General features: G+C 64.1%; 18 protein-coding genes. 4 read left to right on the top strand and 14 right to left on the bottom strand.

The features are described from left to right. Positions 1 to 40: 40 nt before the first annotated feature. Positions 41 to 2,257 (bottom strand): primosomal protein N', encoded by a 2,217-nt coding sequence (locus AC0C6X_RS08815; protein WP_472952606.1) that lies wholly within the window; start codon positions 2,255 to 2,257, stop codon positions 41 to 43. Positions 2,258 to 2,436: 179 nt separating this feature from the next. On the opposite strand from AC0C6X_RS08815, the gene fsa reads away from it, so the two are divergent. Beyond that, positions 2,437 to 3,090, top strand: coding sequence for a fructose-6-phosphate aldolase (gene fsa, locus AC0C6X_RS08810; RefSeq protein WP_173517736.1), 654 nt, complete (start codon positions 2,437 to 2,439; stop codon positions 3,088 to 3,090). Positions 3,091 to 3,140: 50 nt separating this feature from the next. Here fsa and AC0C6X_RS08805 read toward each other — a convergent pair whose 3' ends face one another. Further along, positions 3,141 to 4,274 carry an AAA family ATPase gene (locus tag AC0C6X_RS08805; RefSeq protein WP_247959464.1) on the bottom strand — a complete coding sequence of 378 codons (1,134 nt, stop codon included), beginning with the start codon at positions 4,272 to 4,274 and terminating at the stop codon, positions 3,141 to 3,143. Positions 4,275 to 4,336: 62 nt separating this feature from the next. Next, positions 4,337 to 5,260 carry a GNAT family N-acetyltransferase gene (locus AC0C6X_RS08800; RefSeq protein ID WP_472952604.1) on the bottom strand — a complete coding sequence of 308 codons (924 nt, stop codon included), beginning with the start codon at positions 5,258 to 5,260 and terminating at the stop codon, positions 4,337 to 4,339. A gap of 134 nt (positions 5,261 to 5,394) precedes the next feature. Between AC0C6X_RS08800 and AC0C6X_RS08795 the strand changes: the two genes are divergently transcribed. Then, the gene (locus AC0C6X_RS08795) at positions 5,395 to 6,330 is read left to right on the top strand and encodes a tyrosine recombinase XerC (protein WP_472952602.1); all 936 of its coding nucleotides are present in this window, start codon (positions 5,395 to 5,397) and stop codon (positions 6,328 to 6,330) included. A 99-nt stretch (positions 6,331 to 6,429) separates the two neighbouring features. Then, complete coding sequence (locus AC0C6X_RS08790) at positions 6,430 to 7,527, top strand: TraB/GumN family protein (protein ID WP_472952600.1); 1,098 nt, start codon at positions 6,430 to 6,432, stop codon at positions 7,525 to 7,527. 27 nt (positions 7,528 to 7,554) lie between these two features. Here AC0C6X_RS08790 and AC0C6X_RS08785 read toward each other — a convergent pair whose 3' ends face one another. Next, positions 7,555 to 8,043 carry a DUF2867 domain-containing protein gene (locus tag AC0C6X_RS08785; protein ID WP_247959461.1) on the bottom strand — a complete coding sequence of 163 codons (489 nt, stop codon included), beginning with the start codon at positions 8,041 to 8,043 and terminating at the stop codon, positions 7,555 to 7,557. Between the two features lie 222 nt (positions 8,044 to 8,265). On the opposite strand from AC0C6X_RS08785, the gene AC0C6X_RS08780 reads away from it, so the two are divergent. Then, entirely contained in the window at positions 8,266 to 8,760 is a 495-nt protein-coding gene (locus AC0C6X_RS08780; protein ID WP_173517742.1) for an acyl-CoA thioesterase, read from the top strand. A 136-nt stretch (positions 8,761 to 8,896) separates the two neighbouring features. On the opposite strand, the gene lpdA is transcribed toward AC0C6X_RS08780, so the two are convergent. The 10 genes from lpdA to sucC all read right to left on the bottom strand — a co-directional run bounded on the left by lpdA (position 8,897) and on the right by sucC (position 19,912). Then, positions 8,897 to 10,303 (bottom strand): dihydrolipoyl dehydrogenase, encoded by a 1,407-nt coding sequence (lpdA, locus tag AC0C6X_RS08775; RefSeq protein WP_173517743.1) that lies wholly within the window; start codon positions 10,301 to 10,303, stop codon positions 8,897 to 8,899. 24 nt (positions 10,304 to 10,327) lie between these two features. Next, positions 10,328 to 11,080 (bottom strand): SDR family oxidoreductase, encoded by a 753-nt coding sequence (locus AC0C6X_RS08770; RefSeq protein ID WP_472952598.1) that lies wholly within the window; start codon positions 11,078 to 11,080, stop codon positions 10,328 to 10,330. Continuing rightward, positions 11,077 to 11,592: a hypothetical protein gene (locus AC0C6X_RS08765; RefSeq protein WP_472952596.1), complete on the bottom strand. Its 516-nt coding sequence runs from the start codon at positions 11,590 to 11,592 to the stop codon at positions 11,077 to 11,079. The genes AC0C6X_RS08770 and AC0C6X_RS08765 overlap by 4 nt, the downstream gene beginning before the upstream one ends. Positions 11,593 to 11,594: 2 nt before the next feature. Next, positions 11,595 to 12,236 (bottom strand): LysE family translocator, encoded by a 642-nt coding sequence (locus AC0C6X_RS08760; protein ID WP_173517746.1) that lies wholly within the window; start codon positions 12,234 to 12,236, stop codon positions 11,595 to 11,597. Then, positions 12,233 to 12,658 carry a VOC family protein gene (locus AC0C6X_RS08755; protein ID WP_173517747.1) on the bottom strand — a complete coding sequence of 142 codons (426 nt, stop codon included), beginning with the start codon at positions 12,656 to 12,658 and terminating at the stop codon, positions 12,233 to 12,235. Before AC0C6X_RS08755 ends, AC0C6X_RS08760 begins: the two co-directional genes overlap by 4 nt. Positions 12,659 to 12,690: 32 nt before the next feature. Beyond that, the gene (locus tag AC0C6X_RS08750) at positions 12,691 to 13,104 is read right to left on the bottom strand and encodes an MAPEG family protein (protein ID WP_472952594.1); all 414 of its coding nucleotides are present in this window, start codon (positions 13,102 to 13,104) and stop codon (positions 12,691 to 12,693) included. Positions 13,105 to 13,259: 155 nt separating this feature from the next. After that, on the bottom strand, positions 13,260 to 14,504 hold the full coding sequence (gene odhB / locus AC0C6X_RS08745; RefSeq protein WP_472952592.1) for a 2-oxoglutarate dehydrogenase complex dihydrolipoyllysine-residue succinyltransferase: 1,245 nt from the start codon (positions 14,502 to 14,504) through the stop codon (positions 13,260 to 13,262). Positions 14,505 to 14,560: 56 nt separating this feature from the next. Continuing rightward, positions 14,561 to 17,557: a 2-oxoglutarate dehydrogenase E1 component gene (locus AC0C6X_RS08740; protein ID WP_173517750.1), complete on the bottom strand. Its 2,997-nt coding sequence runs from the start codon at positions 17,555 to 17,557 to the stop codon at positions 14,561 to 14,563. 241 nt (positions 17,558 to 17,798) lie between these two features. Beyond that, positions 17,799 to 18,701 carry a succinate--CoA ligase subunit alpha gene (sucD, locus tag AC0C6X_RS08735; protein ID WP_058321727.1) on the bottom strand — a complete coding sequence of 301 codons (903 nt, stop codon included), beginning with the start codon at positions 18,699 to 18,701 and terminating at the stop codon, positions 17,799 to 17,801. 17 nt (positions 18,702 to 18,718) lie between these two features. Further along, positions 18,719 to 19,912 carry an ADP-forming succinate--CoA ligase subunit beta gene (gene sucC, locus AC0C6X_RS08730; RefSeq protein WP_247959456.1) on the bottom strand — a complete coding sequence of 398 codons (1,194 nt, stop codon included), beginning with the start codon at positions 19,910 to 19,912 and terminating at the stop codon, positions 18,719 to 18,721. Positions 19,913 to 19,929: the final 17 nt, after the last annotated feature.

Raw genomic sequence — 19,929 nt, 5'->3', positions numbered from 1 at the left:
CTGCCGTCTCATAGCAACGACGATCACAGGAAACTTGGATTTACAGGAAGCTTTGGGGATCGATGTCGAGTTGGACGCTGATCGAGCCGCGTTCCTTCGGGCCGGCGGCGATCATCGCCTTGACGAAGGCCTGCATGTCGCTGTTGCGCCGGCCATGCACCAGCAGGCGGAAGCGATGCCGACCGCGGATCAGCGCCAGCGGGGCTTCCGCCGGGCCGAGGATCGTAATGCCATCGGTCCGAGGCGCGGCCATGCGCAAGCCGCGCGCATGGCCCTCGGCATCTTGCCGCGTATCGGCTGAGACGATCAGCGAGGCGAGCCGGCCGAAGGGCGGCAGCAGCGCCTTCTCCCGCTCGGCGATCTCGCGCTCGTAGAAGGCGTCGGCATCGCCCGAAACGATCGCCTGCATCACCGGATGCTGCGGCTGGTAGGTCTGTAAGAGGCCAAGGCTCTTGAGACCGGTTCGCCCCGCACGACCCGTGACCTGCGAGAGCAATTGGAAAGTCCGCTCCGCCGCACGCGGATCGCCGTTCGCCAGGCCGAGATCGGCATCGACGATACCGACCAGCGTCATCAGCGGAAAATTATGCCCCTTGGCGACGAGCTGCGTGCCGATGACGATGTCGGCTTCGCCGCGGGCAATGGCGTCGAGTTCCAGTCGCAAGCGCTTGACGCCCATCAGGTCCGAGGACAGCACGATGGTGCGCGCCTCGGGAAAATGCCGCTCCACCTCCTCGGCGATGCGCTCGACACCGGGACCGCAGGCAACTAGGTGATCGAGCGTACCGCATTCCGGGCAGGCTTCCGGCGTCTTCTCCGAGTAGCCGCAATGGTGGCATTGGATCTGGCCGCGGAAGCGGTGCTCGACCAGCCAGCTCGCACAATCCGGGCACTGGAAGCGATGACCGCAGACACGGCAGAGCGTCAGCGGCGCATAGCCGCGGCGATTGAGGAAGAGCAGCGCCTGCTCGCCGCGCTCGACGGCCTTGCCGATCTGGTTGATGAGGACAGGCGACAGGAACCCGCCGCGCGCCGGCGGATGCTGGCGCATGTCGACCAAGCCGAGCCGCGGCAGCGCCGCATCGCCGAAACGCGTCGGCAGATGGATCGGCTTGTAGCGGCCGACCTCGCCATTGACCCGGCTTTCGACGGAAGGCGTCGCCGAGACGAGTACGACCGGAAAGCCGGTGATGCGGCCGCGCACGACCGCCATGTCGCGCGCATTGTAGAAGACGCGGTCCTCCTGCTTGTAGGCCGGGTCGTGCTCTTCGTCGACGATGATGAGACCCAGGTCCTCGAAGGGCAGGAACAGCGCCGAGCGGGCGCCGGCAACGACACGCACCGTGCCGGTCGTCACCTGACGCCAGACCTTTTCACGCGTGCGCGGCGCGAGGTCCGAATGCCACTCCGCCGGCTTCGCGCCGAAACGATCCTGGAAGCGCTCGAGAAAACTCGACGTGAGCGCGATCTCCGGCAGCAGGATCAGAACCTGCTTGCCCGCCCGAAGTGTCGCGGCGATCGCCTCGAAATAGACCTCGGTCTTGCCGGACCCGGTGATGCCGTCGATCAAGGATACCGAGAAGCCGCCCTCCTCCACCGCTGCCAGGAGGTCGGCGGCGGCGTCCTTCTGAGCGCCTTCGAGCCGGGGCGCGACGAAATCGGGATCGGGCAAGGCGACGACCGGCGGCGGCGGCATGAACACCGTCTCGAAGACGCCTTGCTGGGCCAGCCCATCAATCACGCTCGACGAGGTACCGGCCGCGTGCGCGAGCCCCGAGCGCGTCCAGGAGAAGCCGTCGCTGGCGGCGGCAATCACGCGCTCGCGCGCCGCCGTCATGCGCTCCGGCCGCATCTCGGTAAGGCGCAAGGCCTCGACCATCGGCTCCGGATCGAATGCCGCCGGCGCCCGGAGCGCCATGCGCGCGACGAGCCCCGGCGGCGTGACGGTATAGGCGGCGACCCAATCGAGAAAGGTCCGCATATCCCGCGTCAGCGGCGGGCAGTCGAAAACTTTCTCGATTGATTTGAGCTTCTTCGGGTCGACGGAGCCATCGTCATCACCATCCCAGACGACGCCGACGACGAGGCGCGGCCCGAGCGGCACCTGCACGATCGAGCCCGGCTCCACCGCCATGCCATCAGGAACCCCATAGGAATAGGCTTTCGGCGCCGGCATGGGCACCAGGACCGGCACGACGCGGCGGGCCGAAACAGGCCCGAGCAAATCGCCGAATAAATCGGTTGAATCGCGAGTCATTTTGCCGTGACCTTGCCACGTGTTTCGGTTAAAGAAAACTGCGCTGCGAACCGCAGCCTTGCCGGCGCAGGGTTTGTCACGGTTCCACCAGAGTTTCAACGCGCGCGATCTCTGCCAACGGAATTCCTCCCCGGTAGATATGCGCCCGAACGGCAATCGTGCCCCAAGGGAGTGACTCCATGAAATTTTTCGTTGATACCGCCGACGTCAAGGAAATCCGTGAGCTGAACGATCTCGGCCTCCTCGACGGCGTCACCACCAACCCGTCGCTGATCCTGAAGTCGGGCCGCGACATCACGGAAGTCACCAAGGAAATCTGCTCGATCGTCGAAGGCCCGGTTTCGGCTGAAGTGACTGCAACCGAATACGCCGAGATGATGAAGGAAGCGGCCGTTCTCTCGAAGATCGCCGACAACATCTGCATCAAGCTGCCGCTGACGCTCGACGGCCTCAAGGCCTGCAAGGCGCTGACCTCGGACGGCCACCAGACCAATGTGACGCTGTGCTTCTCGGCCAACCAGGCCCTGCTCGCCGCCAAGGCCGGCGCGACCTTCGTTTCGCCCTTCGTCGGCCGTCTCGACGACATCGCCTTCGACGGCATGGACCTGATCCGCGAAATCCGCCACATCTTCGACAACTACGGCTATGAGACCGAGATCCTCGCAGCCTCGATCCGCACCGTGAACCACGTCAAGGAAGCCGCCCTCATCGGCGCCGACGTCGTTACCGCGCCGCCGGCAACGCTGAAGGCCCTGGTCAAGCACCCGCTGACCGACAAGGGTCTGGAGATGTTCCTGGCCGACTGGGCCAAGACCGGCCAGAAGATCGCCTGATCATTCAGGAGCGACCAGAAACCCCGCAGCGACGCGGGGTTTTTTGTTGCCTACTCATCGTCGCCCATCAGCCCCGTCAGCCGCATGCCGTCGATCCAGGTGGCACTATCCTTGCGGATCACCCGCCGCGGACGAATGCCGCAGCGCTGGCGCACCTCTTCCGCCAACCGCTCCGAATGGGTGACGATCCAGATCTGGCTCTCGCGCGAGGCGCTGGCGATCATGTCGGCAAGCGCCGGCAGCATGTCCGGATGCAGGCTCGTTTCCGGCTCGTTCAGTGCGATGAAGCGTGGGCGACGATAGGAAAGCAGCGCCGCCGCCAAGGCCAGGAAGCGCATCTGCCCGTCGGAAAGCTCGCGCGGCGAAAACGGCCGGTTGGGAAAATCCGGAAAGACCAGCGAGAATTCGGCGAACTGGCCGGGATCGGGAACATCGAGATGGGCGCCGCCGAAGGCATCGGCGATGGCGCGGTCGAGATCGACCGTATCCTGACGCGTGTGCCGAAGCGTCGCGAAGACCGCGGCCATGTTGACGCCCGTCTCGTCGAGCATCGGCGCCGTGACGGCGAGGCAAGGCGACCGCAAGGGCGAATCGCGATCGGTCCGGAAGCCGTGGAAGAACCGCCACTGATCGACCGCGCGACGAAAGGTGCCGACCTCTGGATAATGGCCGGCGTCGCCGAGCAGCGAGATCGCCGTCTCCGATGTCAGCGCCTGTTCGGGATAGTCTTCCATGCGTCCGCGCTCGCCGCGCACGAAGATGCCGGGCCCGGACCGCTTCATCATCGTCACCGGCCGGCGGCCGGTTTCGACCGTCAGTTCCTCTTCCTTGACCTGGGGTTCATAGGCAAAGCCTGCGGCTGCCAACGGCGGACGCAGCCCTGCCTCGATCCGGTAGCGGAAGGTGATCGCCCGCTCCTCGTCCAGAAGCTCGGTTTCGAGCCGGATGCGCGCCGGCTTGTCGGCGCGCCGACGGCCACTCCAGAGCGTCGACGACATGCCGCCCTCTTCGGCGATCTCGCGCGCCAGCGTGCCGCGTGTCGCAGACTGCACGAGTTGAAGCGCCCGATAGAGATTGGACTTGCCGACGCCGTTCTCGCCGATGAACAGGTTGACCCCGGTCAGATCCATGCGGATCGACTTCAGCGAACGATAGTTTTCGGCAAACATGGATCGAAGCAGCATGGCTTCTGACCTAGCCGATCCGCCGCACGGCGTGAAGCCGCCAGACATGGTGCGGCTGGTCGCTAGAGCCCAGCCGCCATTTGCAGCCTGGGCTCGAACGCCGCGTCCGCGTCCACTGCGAGATCGAAGACCGTGTGCCGCTCAAGCGCCTTCGTCACCTCGCCAGACTCGCCTTCCAGCGCCTCCGGCGGGATCAGGTTGCCAATGCGGAAATCGAAGAGATCGCCCTTCTTGTTGAGCAACTCGTGGAACACGGTCATGTCGCGCAGTTCCGTCGACCATTTGGCGAACCAGTAGAACAGGCCGGAATTGCGGGCGCTCATGTGCACCGGCAGGATCGGCAAGCCGTATTTGCGCGCAAAGCCCACCGCAGAGGTCTTCCACGGCCGCTCGTTGAGGCACCCGTCGGCCCAATAGGCGATGCGACCGGAGGGAAACAGCACCGTCGCCTTGCCCTCGCCGATCGCCCGGTTGGTCACCTGCAGCGTCTCGCGAGCCTTCAGCTTGCTCTTGTGTTCCTCGCGCCATTCGACCGGGATGACCATCTCGACGAAGCGCGGATTGACGCGGATGGCGTCGCGATTGGCAAAGAACATCATGTCCGGCCGCCGTTCCTTGAGCAGGTCGAAGACCGCGATTCCGTCGGCAATGCCGGTCGGATGGTTGCTGACGAGCAGGAAGCCGCCCTTGGCCGGAATGCGTTCGGCCCGGTCGACCCGCACCTCCAGCGAGAGCAGCGAACTCAGATGTTCGAAGGCCTGAAAGCCCGGCATGTTGGCAACCGCATCGGCGAATTCATGCGCCTTGCGGTAGTTCAGCAACGTGTAGAGAAAAGGCCGCATCAGCGGCCATAGCGGACTCTTGACGATGCGCTGCCCGCGCTCGGCAATCAGGGTGTCGACGACGTGACCAGGCTGCCCCTGTGAGACCAGGGCGATTACTTCAGCAAAATGCGCGAATCCGTTCACCGAATCCCGTCCCGCCATAGTCCCATCCGATTCTTTCCGGCTGACCATCGCAATTCTATATGATCGAAGGATGACAGATTCCAAGGGCGCATTAGCAAAAACATAAGATGCGTCAGGGCATTGTCGCCGATGGACCAACTTGGGAAGCGACAATGAACGAGCTCCTCGTCATCGGCCATCCGGAACTCCTTGCCGAACGCCAACGTTGGCTCGATGGACTCATGCGAGAGCGCCGCCTCTCGGACAACACCGTCGAGGCCTATGAGCGCGACACCCGCCAGTTCCTGACGTTCCTGACCGGGCATCTGGCCGGGCCGCCGCGGCTCTCCGACATCCGAACGCTGCGGCCCGCGGATCTGCGCGGCTTCCTCGCCCAGCGCCGCAAGGGTGGCGCGGGCGCACGAACGCTCGGCCGCGGGCTCGCGGGGCTGCGCTCGTTCCTCCGCTTCCTCGAACGCAATGGCCTCGCCAATGCGGCGGGCGCAACCGCGGTGCGCTCGCCGAAGCAGCCGAAATCCCTGCCGAAACCGCTGACCGATCGTGAAGCGCTCAACGTCGTGACCTCGCAGGCGCAGCTTGCCGAGGAGCCTTGGATTGCGGCGCGCAATGCCGCGGTGCTGACCCTGCTCTATGGCTGCGGCCTGCGCATTTCCGAAGCGCTCGGGTTGACATCGGGCGATTTCGCCGGCGCGCCCTCGTCGCTGCGCATCGTCGGCAAAGGCGGCAAGACGCGGCTCGTGCCGCTGATTCAGGCTGCACGTGACGCCGTCGCCGCCTATATCAAGCTCTGCCCCTACCGGCTCGCGGCCGATGAGCCGTTGTTTCGCGGAGCGCGCGGCGCCAAGCTGCAGCCGGCGATCATCCAGCGCGAGATGCAGAAGCTGCGTGGCGCCCTCGGCCTGCCGGACACGGCAACGCCGCATGCCCTGCGCCACTCCTTCGCCACCCATCTCCTGGCCGGCGGCGGCGATCTGCGGACCATTCAGGAACTGCTCGGCCACGCCAGCCTGTCGACGACGCAGGTCTATACCGGCGTCGATTCTGCAAGGCTTCTGGAAATCTATGATCGTGCCCATCCGCGCGCCTGATTTTCGGCGAAACCTTGGATTAACCATGCCCTTTAAGGAAGCCGTGACCGGCCCGGGCCTAGGGTTCAGCAGCGACCGTCCGTCCGTCGGGGAAGAACGATGACAGCCTTTGCGAGACCTGATCGAAACCTGCACCGCAACCTGCTTGCGCGGGTAGCCGACGGCACTCTGTGGCTGATCGCCCTGCTGCACGTCGTTCTTGCGGCTTGCCTTGTCGTTGCCCTCCTCTTCGTCGCCAAAGCCGATGCCCAGGACGCCGTCCAGGATGGGGAATGCGGCGGTTCGAACGTCCTGACCGCGCTTGCCAAGTCGGACCCGGCAAAATTCGCCGCGCTCGAAGCGGAGGCCGCCGCCGTGCCGAACGGCAAGGGCATCTTCTGGAAGATCGAGAAGGACGGTATCGCGCCCTCCTGGCTGCTCGGCACCATGCACGTCACCGATCCGCGCGTGCTGGCTTTGCCGTCCGAGGCGCCGGGCGCCTTCGAGGCAGCCTCGACCGTCATCGTCGAATCGGACGAGATCATCGACGAAAAGAAATCGGCCGCCGCGATCCTGATGCGGCCCGACCTCACCATGTTCCCGGACAACAAGACGATCGCCGATTTCCTGAAGCCCGCTGACCGTGAGCAGCTCGAAGCGGGGCTCAAGGCACGCGGCATTCCGCTGACGCTGGTTGCGCGCATGAAACCATGGATGATCGCGAGCTTCGTGGCCTTGCCCGCCTGCGAGATCAGCCGAAAGGCGGCGGGCGCCTCCTTCCTCGACAAGAAGATCGCCGAGGATGCCGTCGGCCAGGGCAAGACGCTCAAGGGTCTGGAGACGCTGATCGAACAGCTCTCGGCGATGGATTCGCTGCCGACCGAACTGCATCTGCGCGCCCTCATCGAGACGCTGGCGCTCGGCAAGACGATCGACGACGTCTTCGCGACCATGACCGATCTCTATCTCGCGGGCGACACCGGCATGATCATGCCGATGATGAAGGCCGTTGACACGACATCCAGCGAGGATTTCGGTTATGCCGATTTCGAACAGCGCATCATCGTCGAGCGCAACAGGACGATGGCGACGCGCGCCGAACCGATCCTGAAGGACGGAGGTGCATTCATGGCTGTCGGGGCGCTGCACCTTCCGGGCAAGGAAGGCCTCGTGGAACTCCTGCGTGCCCAGGGGTTCACTCTCACGCGCGCCAACTGACTGGCGGGCGTTCAAGCCGGAGCCTGATCAGCCAATGATGCCGCCTGGACCGGCAACGCCGGCAAGCAGCGTCGGCACGATCACCTTGTGGAACGGTATGACCGCGGCGAGGTAAACCCAACCGAGCGTATTGTGCCGCCGAACGAGCGTGGTGACGCCGACGATCTGATTGACCGCCGACCCTGCCCTGACATCGACGACGATGCGGAAATCGAGATGCTTGTCGTCAAAGCCGAGCACCACTTCGTCGTCGGTCTTCGACAGCACCGGAAACGCCCCGACCAGGCCGAAACGGCCGGGCCTCGGCGCTGCCGATTTCAAGCCGACGAGGGACACCATGCGATTGCGCAGGCGCAACAGCTCGCGAATCCATCGTGGCGAGCGGCCAAGCGAACGTTCGGCCGCTTCCGCGGCGGTCACACCCTTGCCGTCAAGGGCGAGCTCGAAACGGTCGGCCCAATCGGCCTCCGGCAGATGCCGGTTCGGCAGCGAAACGGCCACGGCTCTCGGTTTCATGGTCCCTCCTTGCGCCTCGCGACACTAGTCATCTGAAGCGAGAAACATGATCGCGCCCCTGATCGTCGCCGCACAGACCGCCGCTTGTCGCAGCCCCTCGGGCCAATCGTCACACCTCGTCGTCTCCCGCCCCACGGCCACGAGCTTGCGCGCTCTTCCCTTCGCGGCGACAAGCTGCATAACTCTGTCAAGACGCCGCCAATCGCATCAAGGAGACATACTATGGAACCCAGCCACGACCCGCGCGAGCTCGAGATGGTCGTCCTGATGACGCCGGACATGGCGAATTTCAGCGGCAAGGTCCATGGCGGCGCGCTGCTCAACCTCCTCGACCGCGTGGCGTTTTCCTGCGCTTCGCGCTATTCGCAGCAATATGCGGTGACGCTCTCGGTCGATCAGGTGATCTTCCGCCAACCCATTCACGTCGGCGAGCTCGTCACCTTCCGCGCCGCGGTCAACCATGCCGGCCGCACCTCGATGGAAATCGGCATCCGGGTCGAGGCCGAGAACATCCGCAGCGGCGAGCGCCGCCACACCAATTCCTGCTATTTCACCATGGTCGCGGTCGATGCCGATGGCAGCCCGACGCCCGTTCCTCCGCTCGTCACGGACACGGCCGACCGTAAGCAACGGCAGCGCGCGGCCGAGGCGCGACGCAGCCTCAGGCGCGAATTCGAGGAGCGCTTCCACGCGGTCCGGTCTGCTTCTGAGGAGTAGGATCGCCGGCATCGGACGACGTTCGTGGCGGCAATGTCAGTGCGCGCCGACTCGGCATAGGTCTGCAACGGCAGCTGGCGAGCCGAAACGCGCGGCCGGAATGAGGGGGCCGCTCGCCGCAGCCCCCGCAAAATCATCACATATGGATCGGCTTGAAGAAGGTCGACAGAGCCGCTTCCTTGACCGCTTCCGACATGGTCGGGTGCGCATGGCAGGTGCGGCCGAGGTCTTCGGACGAGCCGCCGAATTCCATCAGCACGGCGATCTCGTGGATCATCTCGCCGGCGCCGAAGCCGACGATATGGCCGCCGAGAACCCGGTCGGTTTCCTTGTCGGCGAGGATCTTCACGAAACCGTCGGTGGCAAGCATCGCGCGCGCACGGCCATTGGCGGTGAAGGGGAACTTGCCGACCTTGTAGGCAACGCCTGCGGCCTTCAGCTCTTCCTCGGTCTTGCCGACGGAGGCAACTTCCGGCTGGGTGTAGACCACGCTCGGGATGACGTCGTAGTTCACGTGGCCGGCCTGGCCTGCCAGGATTTCCGCAACGGCGACACCTTCATCCTCGGCCTTGTGGGCGAGCATCGGGCCGCGCACCACGTCGCCGATCGCGTAGATGCCGGCAACGCTGGTCTGGTAGTGATGGTCGATCTCGACGCGACCGCGCTGGTCCATGACGACGCCGGCCTTGTCCAGGCCGAGGCCATCGGTGTAGGGCTTGCGACCGGTGGCGATCAGCACGACATCGGCGTCGAGCGTCACGGCCTCGCCGCCCTTGACCGGCTCGAAGGTCACCTTGGCGCCCTTGCCGTCCTTGACGACGCCGGTCACCTTGGCGCCGAGCTTGATGTCCATGCCCTGCTTGGCAAGCATGCGCTGGAACTGCTTGGCAACTTCGCCGTCCATGCCGCCGAGGAGGGTATCGAGATATTCGACGACCGTGACCTTTGCGCCGAGGCGGGCCCAGACCGAGCCAAGCTCGAGGCCGATGACGCCGCCGCCGACGACGATCATGCTCGCCGGAACCTTTTCAAGCGCGATGCCGCCGGTGGATGAGATGATCACCTTCTCATCGATGTCGACCTTTACGCCCGGGATGCCTGCCACGTCGGAGCCGGTGGCGATCACGATGTTCTTGGCTTCGAGGATCTGCTCCTCACCCTTGTCGTTGGTGACCGAAACCTTGCCCTGGCCGAGCACTCTGCCGGTGCCCTGGATGCCGTCGATCTTGTTCTTCTTGAACAGGAACGAAACGCCATCGACGTTCGACTTAACGGTCGCGTCCTTGTGAGCCATCATCTTTTCGAGGTTCAGCTTCGGCGCGACGACTTCGACGCCGAGCGCGTCCACGCCGTGAGCGACCTGGTGGAACATCTCGGAAGCATGCAGCAGCGCCTTCGACGGAATGCAGCCGATGTTGAGGCAGGTGCCGCCATAGGTCGCGCGCTTCTCGACGACGGCCACCTTCAGGCCGAGCTGGGCCGCCTTGATGGCGCAGACATAGCCGCCGGGGCCGCTGCCGATAACGATGAGATCATAAGCCATTAGAATATCCTTCCTTCAGGGCGGTTACCGCCCGCCGCTGACATTGAGAATTGCTCCCGTCACATAAGTCGCCTTGTCCGACAGGAGGTAGAGAGCCGCGTCAGCGACTTCCTCGGCGGTGCCGGGTCGCTGAACGGGAATGGTGGAAGCGAGATCGCGTGCCCGGTCCGGCAGACCGCCGGAGGCGTGGATCTCGGTATCGATGATGCCGGGGCGTATCGCGTTGACGCGAATGCCCTCGGTCGCGACCTCGCGCGCAAGGCCGACGGTAAAGGTGTCGATAGCGCCCTTCGACGCGGCATAGTCGACATATTGCCCCGGCGAGCCGAGCACCGCGGCGACCGAGGAGATGTTGACGATGACGCCGCCCTGGTGGCCATAGCGCGTCGACATCCGCCGGACCGCTTCCGCCGCACAGCGAATGGAGCCGGTGACGTTGATGCGGAACATGCGCTCCAGCCGGTCGATGGACATTTCATCCACCCGCTCGGTCGGCCCGACGATGCCGGCATTGTTGACGAGGCCGTCGAGGCGGCCGAACGCCGCATCGACGGCGGCAAACATCGCCTGGATATCCGCTTCAGAGCCGACATCGCCCTGAACTGCAATCGCCGAACCGCCTTCCCGCTCGATTGCGCCGACGACAGCATCGGCGGCCTTGCGGTTGCTCGCATAGTTGACGGCGACGCGCCAGCCGGCCTTGGCGGCGCCGAGGCAGATCGCCGCGCCGATGCCGCGGCTGCCGCCGGTCACGAGGAGAACGGGGCGCACGCTCATGCGGCGCATCCCTTGAGGGTGAAGGAATCCCAGCTGTCGGCCTCCGCCTTGCCCTTGCCCCAGGCGCTGGACGCCCTGAGCGACGGGCCGAAATCGGGAAGCAGCAGTTGCTCGGCCGCCGGCTCGGTCTCGGCCGGGATCTCGCTGACCGCACCGGCCTTGTTTATCGCGTAGACGACGCCCTGCCAGACGGTGCAGGCGCGCAGCTCCTCACCGGTCGCGTCCCCCTCCGGGCAGTTGTGCATGATCAGCCCCGTCGCGCGCTCCGGCTCGCCTGCCGGCATCACGATGCCGTCGAGCAGCAGGCCGGCTTTCAGCACCGCCACCTTGAAGTGGTTGCTGGTCGCCGCGCTTGCCGAGCTGACCGGTTCGAAACGCAGTTCGTAGCCGCCGTCGCGATCGCCATAGATCGCATGCGACTGCTTGCAGTCGGCAGCGGTTGCCGGTGCGGCGAGTGCAAGGCCGAACAGAGCCGAGCCAAACAATGTCGGAACGAAACGACCGGGAACCATGATCAGGCGGCCTTCTCCGTCGCGAGCTTGAGGCCGAGGGCGATGAAGACCACGCCGCTCATGCGGTCGATCCACTTGCTGGCGCGGGTGAAGGCGGCGCGCATACGCGGCGTCGTCATGAACAGACTGACGCCGACGAACCAGAGGATCAGGCAGGAGGCCATGACCAGACCGTAGCCGAACTTGATGAGAATCGGCGTGTGGGCGCTGACGACGGTCGAGAAGATCGACAGGAAGAAGAACACCGGCTTCGGGTTGAGCGCGTTGGCGGCGAAGCCGAGGCCGAAGGCCTTTGCGGCCGACTGGCTCTTGGCGGGCTCAGCGCCTTCCGCGCGCTCGACCTTGATCTCCGTCTGACCGGCGCGCAGCGCCTTGATGCCGATATAGATCAGGTAAGCGACGCCGCACCATTTGACGATGTTGAACAGGTAGATCGACTGCGAAATGATCAGCCCGAGGCCAAGGATCGTATAGGTGACATGGAACATCAGCGACGTACCGATGCCGAAGGATGTGATGATGGCCGGGCGGCGGCCATGCACGATCGACTGGCGCATGACCATGGCGAGGTCGGCGCCGGGCGAGACGATGGCGAAGGCGAAGATCGCCATCAGCGAGGCAAGTTCAAGGAGGTATTGGCTCATGGTTTTGCGACCGGTGCGTTGAAGGCCCAGACGTGGCCGAAGGGATCCTGGATGCGCGCGTAGCGTGCGTGCCAGAAGGTATCCTGCGGCTCCAGCACTGTCGATGCCCCTGCGGCAATCGCCCTGTCATAGGCCGCGTCGACATCGGCAGCCTCCGGCAGGTTGACGTTGATGGCCACACTTGCGCCGCCGACCGTCTTCGGTGAAAGCACGCTCGATCCGAATTCGGGAAATTCGTCGTGCAGCATGATCTCGCCGCCGAAGAGCACGAGATTGGAATGCATCACGCGCTTGCGATCCTCCGCCAACTGGCAAAAGGTGTGTTGGGCGCCGAAGGCCTTCTCGTAGAAAGCAATCGCCGCCATGCCATCCTTGACGCAGAGATGCACCTGGATCGGCGGTATATTGGGTTCGAATGCCATGCCCAGTCTCCTCTTGCCTTGCCGCAGGGATGCTATGCCATGAGCCGGACGACCATCAGCAACAGTGCAATGATCGACACGAACCAGACGATGGAGCGCAATACGGGAACGCCTGCCACGTAGAGGATCATGTAGGCCACCCGTGCCAAAATCCAGGTTAAGGCGCCGATGGCACCGAGGCCGCCGGTCTTCCCAGTCACCGCCAATGCAAGCGCAAGGGCAACGAAGGCAGGATAGGTTTCCAGCATGTTGCGAAGCGCCCGCAGGAGACGTCCCGCCACGATGCTCTTCGAAACGCGCTGCTGATCACGAGGTCCGAGCAGGTACTTGACGCCGAGATCGCCGGCGAGGTCGAGCGACAGCCCCTGCACCAGGATGTGGACGATCAGCAACACGACGCTCCAGCCGAGCACCCAGATTTCAGTCGACGCTGCCGCGGCTTCCATCAACCCTCGCAATCTCAGGATCAATCCAGATCGGTATCACGACCCCGCCGGGGCAGGTCTCTTCGGCAAAGGCGGCGACGAACCATCATTCGCCGTCTCCGACCGACATGAGGAGAGACGCGAGCGCGCAGAGGCGCCCGCGTCCATTGCCAAGATTAGAGATCGAGAACCAGACGCTCCGGATCCTCAAGGCTTTCCTTGACGCGGACGAGGAAGGTCACGGCTTCCTTGCCGTCGACGATGCGGTGATCGTAGGAGAGCGCGAGGTACATCATCGGGCGAATGACGACCTGGCCGCCGATGGCGACCGGACGGTCCTGGATCTTGTGCATGCCGAGAATGCCCGACTGCGGGGCGTTCAGGATCGGCGAAGACATCAGCGAACCATAGACGCCGCCGTTGGAGATCGTGAAGGTGCCGCCCTGCATGTCGGCCATCGACAGCGCGCCATCACGCGCAGCCTTGCCGAGGCGGCCGATGTCCTTCTCGATTTCGGCGATCGACATCTGGTCGGCATCACGTACGATCGGAACGACAAGACCCTTGTCCGTACCGACGGCGACGCCGATGTGGCAGTAGTTCTTGTAGATGATGTCGGAGCCGTCGATCTCGGCGTTGACGGCCGGGATTTCCTTCAGCGCGTGGGTGACGGCCTTGGTGAAGAAGCCCATGAAGCCGAGCTTCACGCCATGCTTCTTCTCGAAGATGTCCTTGTACTTGTTGCGCAGCGACATGACCGCGCTCATGTCCACCTCATTGTAGGTGGTCAGCATGGCGGCGGTGTTCTGCGCATCCTTGAGGCGGCGTGCGATCGTCTGGCGCAGGCGGGTCATCTTGACGCGCTCTTCGCGAACGGCGTCTTCGGCCGTTGACGGCGCACGGGCCTGGACCTTGGCCGGCTCTGCAGCGACCGGCGTCGAGATGCCCTTGGCGACGGCGGCAAGCACGTCACCCTTCAGCACCTGGCCACGCTTGCCAGAACCGTCGACCTGGTCGGCCGAGAGGTTGTTTTCGGCGAGCAGCTTGGCGGCAGCCGGTGCCGGCGGCATCGACGAGGCGGCGGGAGCCGCAGCAGCGGCCGTGGCAGCCGGAGCGGCAGCAGCCGGCTCGGCCTTCTTCTCAGGCGCGGCAGCCGGGGCTGCTGCTGCTGTGGCAGCGCCGTCACCGGCGGCGATCTGGCCGAGCAGTGCGCCGAGACCGACGGTCTCGCCGGCCTGCGCGACGATTTCGGAAAGCGTGCCGGCAGCAGGGGCCGGCACTTCGATCGTCACCTTGTCGGTTTCGAGTTCGAGCAGGGGTTCGTCGGCCTTGATGGCATCGCCGACCTTCTTGAACCAGGTGCCGACGGTCGCTTCGCTGACGGATTCGCCAAGGGTGGGAACGCGGATTTCTGTTGCCATGATTTTTGTTCCGTTGATCAGATATCTGTTTCTGTTGGCTCAGAGCGAGGGGAGCATCAGCCCCCCAGCGCGTCCTCGAGGAAAGCGGCAAGCTGCGCCAGGTGCTTCGACATCAGGCCCGTCGCCGGCGAGGCGGCGGCCGGACGGCCGGTGTAGCGCACGCGCTGATACTTGGCGTCGATATGGGCGAGAACCCATTCGAGATAGGGGTCGATGAACGACCATGCGCCCATGTTCTTCGGCTCTTCCTGGCACCAGACCATCTCCGCATTGCGGAAGCGGCTGAGCTCGTTGATGAGCGCCTTGGCCGGGAACGGATAGAGCTGCTCGACGCGCAGCAGGTAGACGTCGTCGATGCCGCGCTTTTCGCGCTCTTCCAGCAGGTCGTAGTAGACCTTGCCCGAGCAGAGCACGACGCGACGGATCTTCGAGTCCTTCTGCAGCTTGATCGGACCATCCTTGATGACTTCGGCGTCGTCCCACAGCAGGCGGTGGAACGAGCTCTCACCGGCCATTTCCGACAGGCTGGAGATCGCCCGCTTGTGGCGCAGCAGCGACTTCGGCGTCATCAGGATCAGCGGCTTGCGGAAATCGCGCTTCACCTGGCGGCGCAGGATGTGGAAGTAGTTCGCCGGCGTCGTGACGTTGGCGACCTGCATGTTGTCTTCGGCGCAGAGCTGCAGGAAGCGTTCGAGGCGGGCGGAGGAGTGCTCCGGACCCTGGCCCTCATAGCCGTGCGGCAGCAGGCAGACGAGACCCGACATCCGCAGCCACTTGCGTTCGCCCGACGAGATGAACTGGTCGAAGACGACCTGTGCACCGTTGGCGAAGTCGCCGAACTGGGCTTCCCAGAGCGTCAGCGCGTTCGGGCGGGCGAGCGAGTAGCCGTATTCGAAGCCGAGGACCGCCTCTTCGGAGAGCATCGAGTTGATGACTTCGTAGCGGGCCTGTGTCGGCGACAGGTTCGCGAGCGGAATGTAGCGCTCTTCGGTCTGCTGATCGTAGAGCACCGAATGGCGCTGCGAGAAGGTGCCGCGTTCGCAGTCCTGACCCGAAAGACGGATCTTGGTGCCTTCGGTGACGAGCGTACCAAAGGCGAGCGCTTCGGCCATTGCCCAGTCGATGCCCTCGCCGGTCTGGATCATGTTGGCGCGGTTTTCCATGAAGCGCTGGATGGTGCGGTGCGCGTTGAAGCCTGCCGGGATCTCCGAGATCTTGCGGCCGACTTCCTTGAGCTGCTTCATCGGCACCGAGGTCTTGCCGCGGCGCTGTTCGTCCTGGTTGTCGGCCGAGCGCAGGCCAGACCAGGCGCCATCGAGCCAGTCGGCCTTGTTCGGCTTGTAGGACTGGCCGGCCTCGAACTCCTGCTCGAGGTGGGCGCGCCAATCGGCCTTCATCTTCTCGACTTCGCCTTCGGAGATCAGGCCTTCGCCGATCAGTCGTTCCGAATAGAGCTGGACGACCGTCTTGTGGGCGCGAATGACCTTGTACATCTTCGGCTGGGTGAACGCCGGCTCGTCGCCTTCGTTGTGGCCGAAGCGCCGGTAGCAGAACATGTCGATGACGACCGGCTTGTGGAACTTCATCCGGAACTCGGTCGCGATCTTGGCCGCATAGACGACGCCTTCCGGATCGTCGCCGTTGACGTGGAAGATCGGCGCTTCGATCATCTTGGCGACGTCGGACGGATAGGGCGACGAACGCGAGAAGGCCGGATTGGTGGTGAAGCCGATCTGGTTGTTGATGATGAAGTGAACGGTACCGGCAACGCGGTGGCCGCGCAGGCCCGAAAGGCCGAGGATTTCGGCGATCACGCCCTGGCCGGCAAAGGCGGCGTCACCATGCAGCAGAAGCGGCATGACCTTGGAGCGCTCGCGCAGCGGAATAATGTCGCCCTCGAAGACGGTCGCCATCTGGTCCTGCTTGGCGCGTGCCTTGCCCATGACAACAGGGTTGACGATTTCGAGGTGCGAGGGGTTCGCCGTCAGCGACAGGTGAACCTTGTTGCCGTCGAACTCGCGGTCGGAGGAAGCGCCGAGGTGGTACTTCACGTCGCCCGAACCTTCGACGTCGTCAGGCGCGTAGGAGCCGCCCTTGAACTCGTGGAAGATGGCGCGGTGCGGCTTGGCCATGACCTGGGAAAGCACGTTCAGGCGGCCGCGGTGGGCCATGCCGAGCACGATTTCCTTGAGGCCTTCCTGGCCGCCGCGCTTGATGATCTGCTCGAGCGCCGGGATGACGGACTCGCCGCCATCGAGACCGAAGCGCTTGGTGCCCTTGTACTTGACGTCGATGAACTGCTCGAAGCCTTCGGCCTCGATCAGCTTCTGCAGGATCGCTTTCTTGCCTTCAGGGGTGAATTCGACGCCCTTGTCCGGCCCTTCGATGCGTTCCTGGATCCAGGCCTTCTCGTCCGGGTTCGACATGTGCATGAACTCGACGCCGATCGTCGAGCAATAGGTGCGCTCGAGGATTTCGACCATCTCGCGGATGGTCGCGTATTCGAGGCCGAGCACGTTGTCGATGAAGATCTTGCGGTCGAGATCCTTGTCCTCGAAGCCGTAGTTCGAGGGCGAAAGCTCGTTGTAATCCTCGACCGGGGCAGCAAGGCCGAGCGGGTCGAGCTTGGCATGCAGGTGGCCGCGGGCGCGATAGGCGCGGATCATCATGATGGCACGGACGGAGTCGCGCGTCGCCTGATGGATGTCGGCCGCACTGACGGCAACACCGGCGGCAGCGGCGGCTTCCTCAACCTTCGCCTTGACCTTCTTTTCGATGACCTTTTCGACCGTACCCCAGTCGCCATCGAGCGCGGAGACGAGTTCGCCATTGGCCGGGATCGGCCAGTTGTTCTTTTTCCAGGAGGCGCCCTTGGCTGCCTTCACGACATCTTCCGGCCGATCGGCGAGCGCCTTGAAGAAGGCCTGCCATTCGGCCGACACGGACGCCGGGTCCGTTTCATAGCGTGCTTGGAGCTGCTCGATATAGGCGGCATTGGCGCCGTCCAGAAACGAAGTGAGCTGGAATTGCTCGTTGGCCTCTTGCCTTGTCATGGTCTCACGCGGACGTTTCTGTCCGCCTCCTGACTGAAGTTGGGTTGCCGGGTATCCCGGTCGTTCATGTTCGTTCGGCGCGCAGGCGCCTGCTGTTCCTACGGCACCACGCATCGAAAGGACGCGCCGGGATCACCGTGGCACTAAGTTGCCGCGTGTCCTGATCTTCAATCAGCCAAGGAAACTCGCGGCAGGCAGATTGTCCGGGCCGGATCGGCCGGCCCGGACAAACGGTTTGAGATCAGCCCTTGAGGACTTCGACCAGCGTCTTGCCGAGGCGGGCCGGCGACGGCGACACGCGGATGCCGGCCTGCTCCATCGCAGCGATCTTGGATTCCGCATCGCCCTTGCCGCCGGAAACGACGGCGCCGGCGTGACCCATGGTGCGGCCCTTCGGCGCGGTACGGCCCGCGATGAAGCCGGCCATCGGCTTCTTGCGGCCCTTCTTGGCCTCGTCGATGAGGAACTGCGCCGCATCCTCTTCGGCCGAGCCGCCGATTTCGCCGATCATGATGATCGAGGTCGTGGCCTCGTCGGCCAGGAACATCTCCAGCACGTCGATGAACTCGGTGCCCTTGACCGGGTCGCCGCCGATGCCGACGGCCGTCGTCTGGCCGAGGCCTTCGTTGGAGGTCTGGAACACGGCTTCATAGGTCAGCGTGCCGGAGCGCGAGACGATGCCGACCGAACCCTTGCGGAAGATCGAGCCCGGCATGATGCCGATCTTGCATTCTTCCGGCGTCAGGATACCGGGGCAGTTCGGGCCGAGCAGGCGCGACTTGGAGCGGTCGAGACGAGCCTTGACGCGCACCATGTCGGCAACCGGGATACCTTCGGTAATGCAGGTGATGAACGGGATTTCCGCATCGATCGCCTCGATGATCGCGTCCGCGGCGCCTGCCGGCGGAACATAGATCACGGATGCGTCCGCACCGGTCTTTTCACGGCCTTCGGCAACCGAGGCGAAGATCGGCAGGGTTTCGCCCTTGGAGCCGGTCCAGGTTTCGCCACCCTTCTTCGGGTGAATGCCACCGACCATCTGCGTGCCGTAATAGGCAAGCGCCTGTTCGGTATGGAAGGTGCCGGTCTTGCCGGTCAGGCCCTGAACGAGGACCTTGGTGTTCTTGTTGACGAGAATCGACATGTGGTCTGGTCCTTCAGTTAGCCGTTGATCGCGGCGACGATCTTCTTGGCAGCGTCATCCAGATCGTCGGCGGCGGTGATCGCCAGGCCGGATTCATTCAGGATCTTCTTGCCAAGCTCGACATTCGTGCCTTCGAGACGAACGACCAGCGGGACCTTGAGGCCGACTTCCTGCACGGCCGCAACGACACCTTCAGCGATGACATCGCACTTCATGATGCCGCCGAAGATGTTGACGAGGATACCCTCGACCTTCGGGTCGGCCGTGATGATCTTGAAGGCTGCCGCGACCTTCTCCTTGCCGGCGCCGCCGCCGACGTCGCAGAAGTTCGCCGGCTCCTTGCCGTAGAGCTTGATGATGTCCATCGTCGCCATGGCAAGGCCTGCGCCGTTGACCATGCAGCCGATGTTGCCGTCGAGCGCCACATAGGCGAGGTCCCACTTGGAGGCCTCGATTTCCTTGGCGTCTTCTTCGGTTTCGTCGCGCAGCGCCCTGATGTCGTCGTGGCGGAACAGGGCGTTGCCGTCGAACGAGACCTTGGCATCGAGAACGCGCATGCGGCCGTTCTTCATGACGATCAGCGGGTTGATCTCGAGCAGGCTCATGTCCTTCTCGACAAAGGCCTTGTAGAGGATCGGGAAGAGCTTTTCGGCGTCAGCCTTGGCTTCGCCTTCGAGCTTCAGGGCCGAGGTGAGCTTGGCGAGATCAGTGGCGGTGACGCCAGCTTCCGGGTTGATCGCGACGTTGACGATCTTTTCCGGGGTGTCATGCGCAACGGCCTCGATGTCCATGCCGCCTTCCGTCGAAACGACGAAGGCGATCTGGCCGACCGAGCGGTCAACGAGCAGCGAAAGATAGAGTTCGCGATCGATGTCGGCGCCGTCCTCGATGTAGAGGCGGTTCACCTGCTTGCCGGCAGGGCCGGTCTGCGCGGTGACGAGCGTATTGCCGAGCATTTCCTTCGCATGAGCCTTGGCTTCATCGACCGAGAAGGCAAGACGAACGCCGCCCTTGGCGTCGGCAGAGAGTTCCTTGAACTTGCCCTTGCCGCGGCCGCCGGCATGGATCTGGCTCTTGACGACGTAGAGCGGGCCCGGAAGCGACTTGGCAGCAGCCTCGGCTTCGTCGGCGGAGAAGATCGCGACGCCTTCCGCGACCGGTGCGCCATAGCTCTTCAGGAGAGCCTTGGCCTGATATTCATGAATGTTCATGGTGTTTTTCCTGTCTG

The organism is Ensifer sp. VA4 (assembly GCF_055710065.1).
Note: the sequence above shows the minus strand (reverse complement) of the source record. Positions and strands in the feature narration are given on the sequence as shown.

Excerpts from the sequence above, each read along its gene's own strand:
- AC0C6X_RS08815 (WP_472952606.1), bottom strand. The coding sequence starts at position 2,257 with ATGACTCGCGATTCAACCGATTTATTCGGCGATTTGCTCGGGCCTGTT.
- fsa (WP_173517736.1), top strand. The coding sequence starts at position 2,437 with ATGAAATTTTTCGTTGATACCGCCGACGTCAAGGAAATCCGTGAGCTG.
- AC0C6X_RS08805 (WP_247959464.1), bottom strand. The coding sequence starts at position 4,274 with ATGCTGCTTCGATCCATGTTTGCCGAAAACTATCGTTCGCTGAAGTCG.
- AC0C6X_RS08800 (WP_472952604.1), bottom strand. The coding sequence starts at position 5,260 with ATGGCGGGACGGGATTCGGTGAACGGATTCGCGCATTTTGCTGAAGTA.
- AC0C6X_RS08795 (WP_472952602.1), top strand. The coding sequence starts at position 5,395 with ATGAACGAGCTCCTCGTCATCGGCCATCCGGAACTCCTTGCCGAACGC.
- AC0C6X_RS08790 (WP_472952600.1), top strand. The coding sequence starts at position 6,430 with ATGACAGCCTTTGCGAGACCTGATCGAAACCTGCACCGCAACCTGCTT.
- AC0C6X_RS08785 (WP_247959461.1), bottom strand. The coding sequence starts at position 8,043 with ATGAAACCGAGAGCCGTGGCCGTTTCGCTGCCGAACCGGCATCTGCCG.
- AC0C6X_RS08780 (WP_173517742.1), top strand. The coding sequence starts at position 8,266 with ATGGAACCCAGCCACGACCCGCGCGAGCTCGAGATGGTCGTCCTGATG.
- lpdA (WP_173517743.1), bottom strand. The coding sequence starts at position 10,303 with ATGGCTTATGATCTCATCGTTATCGGCAGCGGCCCCGGCGGCTATGTC.
- AC0C6X_RS08770 (WP_472952598.1), bottom strand. The coding sequence starts at position 11,080 with ATGAGCGTGCGCCCCGTTCTCCTCGTGACCGGCGGCAGCCGCGGCATC.
- AC0C6X_RS08765 (WP_472952596.1), bottom strand. The coding sequence starts at position 11,592 with ATGGTTCCCGGTCGTTTCGTTCCGACATTGTTTGGCTCGGCTCTGTTC.
- AC0C6X_RS08760 (WP_173517746.1), bottom strand. The coding sequence starts at position 12,236 with ATGAGCCAATACCTCCTTGAACTTGCCTCGCTGATGGCGATCTTCGCC.
- AC0C6X_RS08755 (WP_173517747.1), bottom strand. The coding sequence starts at position 12,658 with ATGGCATTCGAACCCAATATACCGCCGATCCAGGTGCATCTCTGCGTC.
- AC0C6X_RS08750 (WP_472952594.1), bottom strand. The coding sequence starts at position 13,104 with ATGGAAGCCGCGGCAGCGTCGACTGAAATCTGGGTGCTCGGCTGGAGC.
- odhB (WP_472952592.1), bottom strand. The coding sequence starts at position 14,504 with ATGGCAACAGAAATCCGCGTTCCCACCCTTGGCGAATCCGTCAGCGAA.
- AC0C6X_RS08740 (WP_173517750.1), bottom strand. The coding sequence starts at position 17,557 with ATGACAAGGCAAGAGGCCAACGAGCAATTCCAGCTCACTTCGTTTCTG.
- sucD (WP_058321727.1), bottom strand. The coding sequence starts at position 18,701 with ATGTCGATTCTCGTCAACAAGAACACCAAGGTCCTCGTTCAGGGCCTG.
- sucC (WP_247959456.1), bottom strand. The coding sequence starts at position 19,912 with ATGAACATTCATGAATATCAGGCCAAGGCTCTCCTGAAGAGCTATGGC.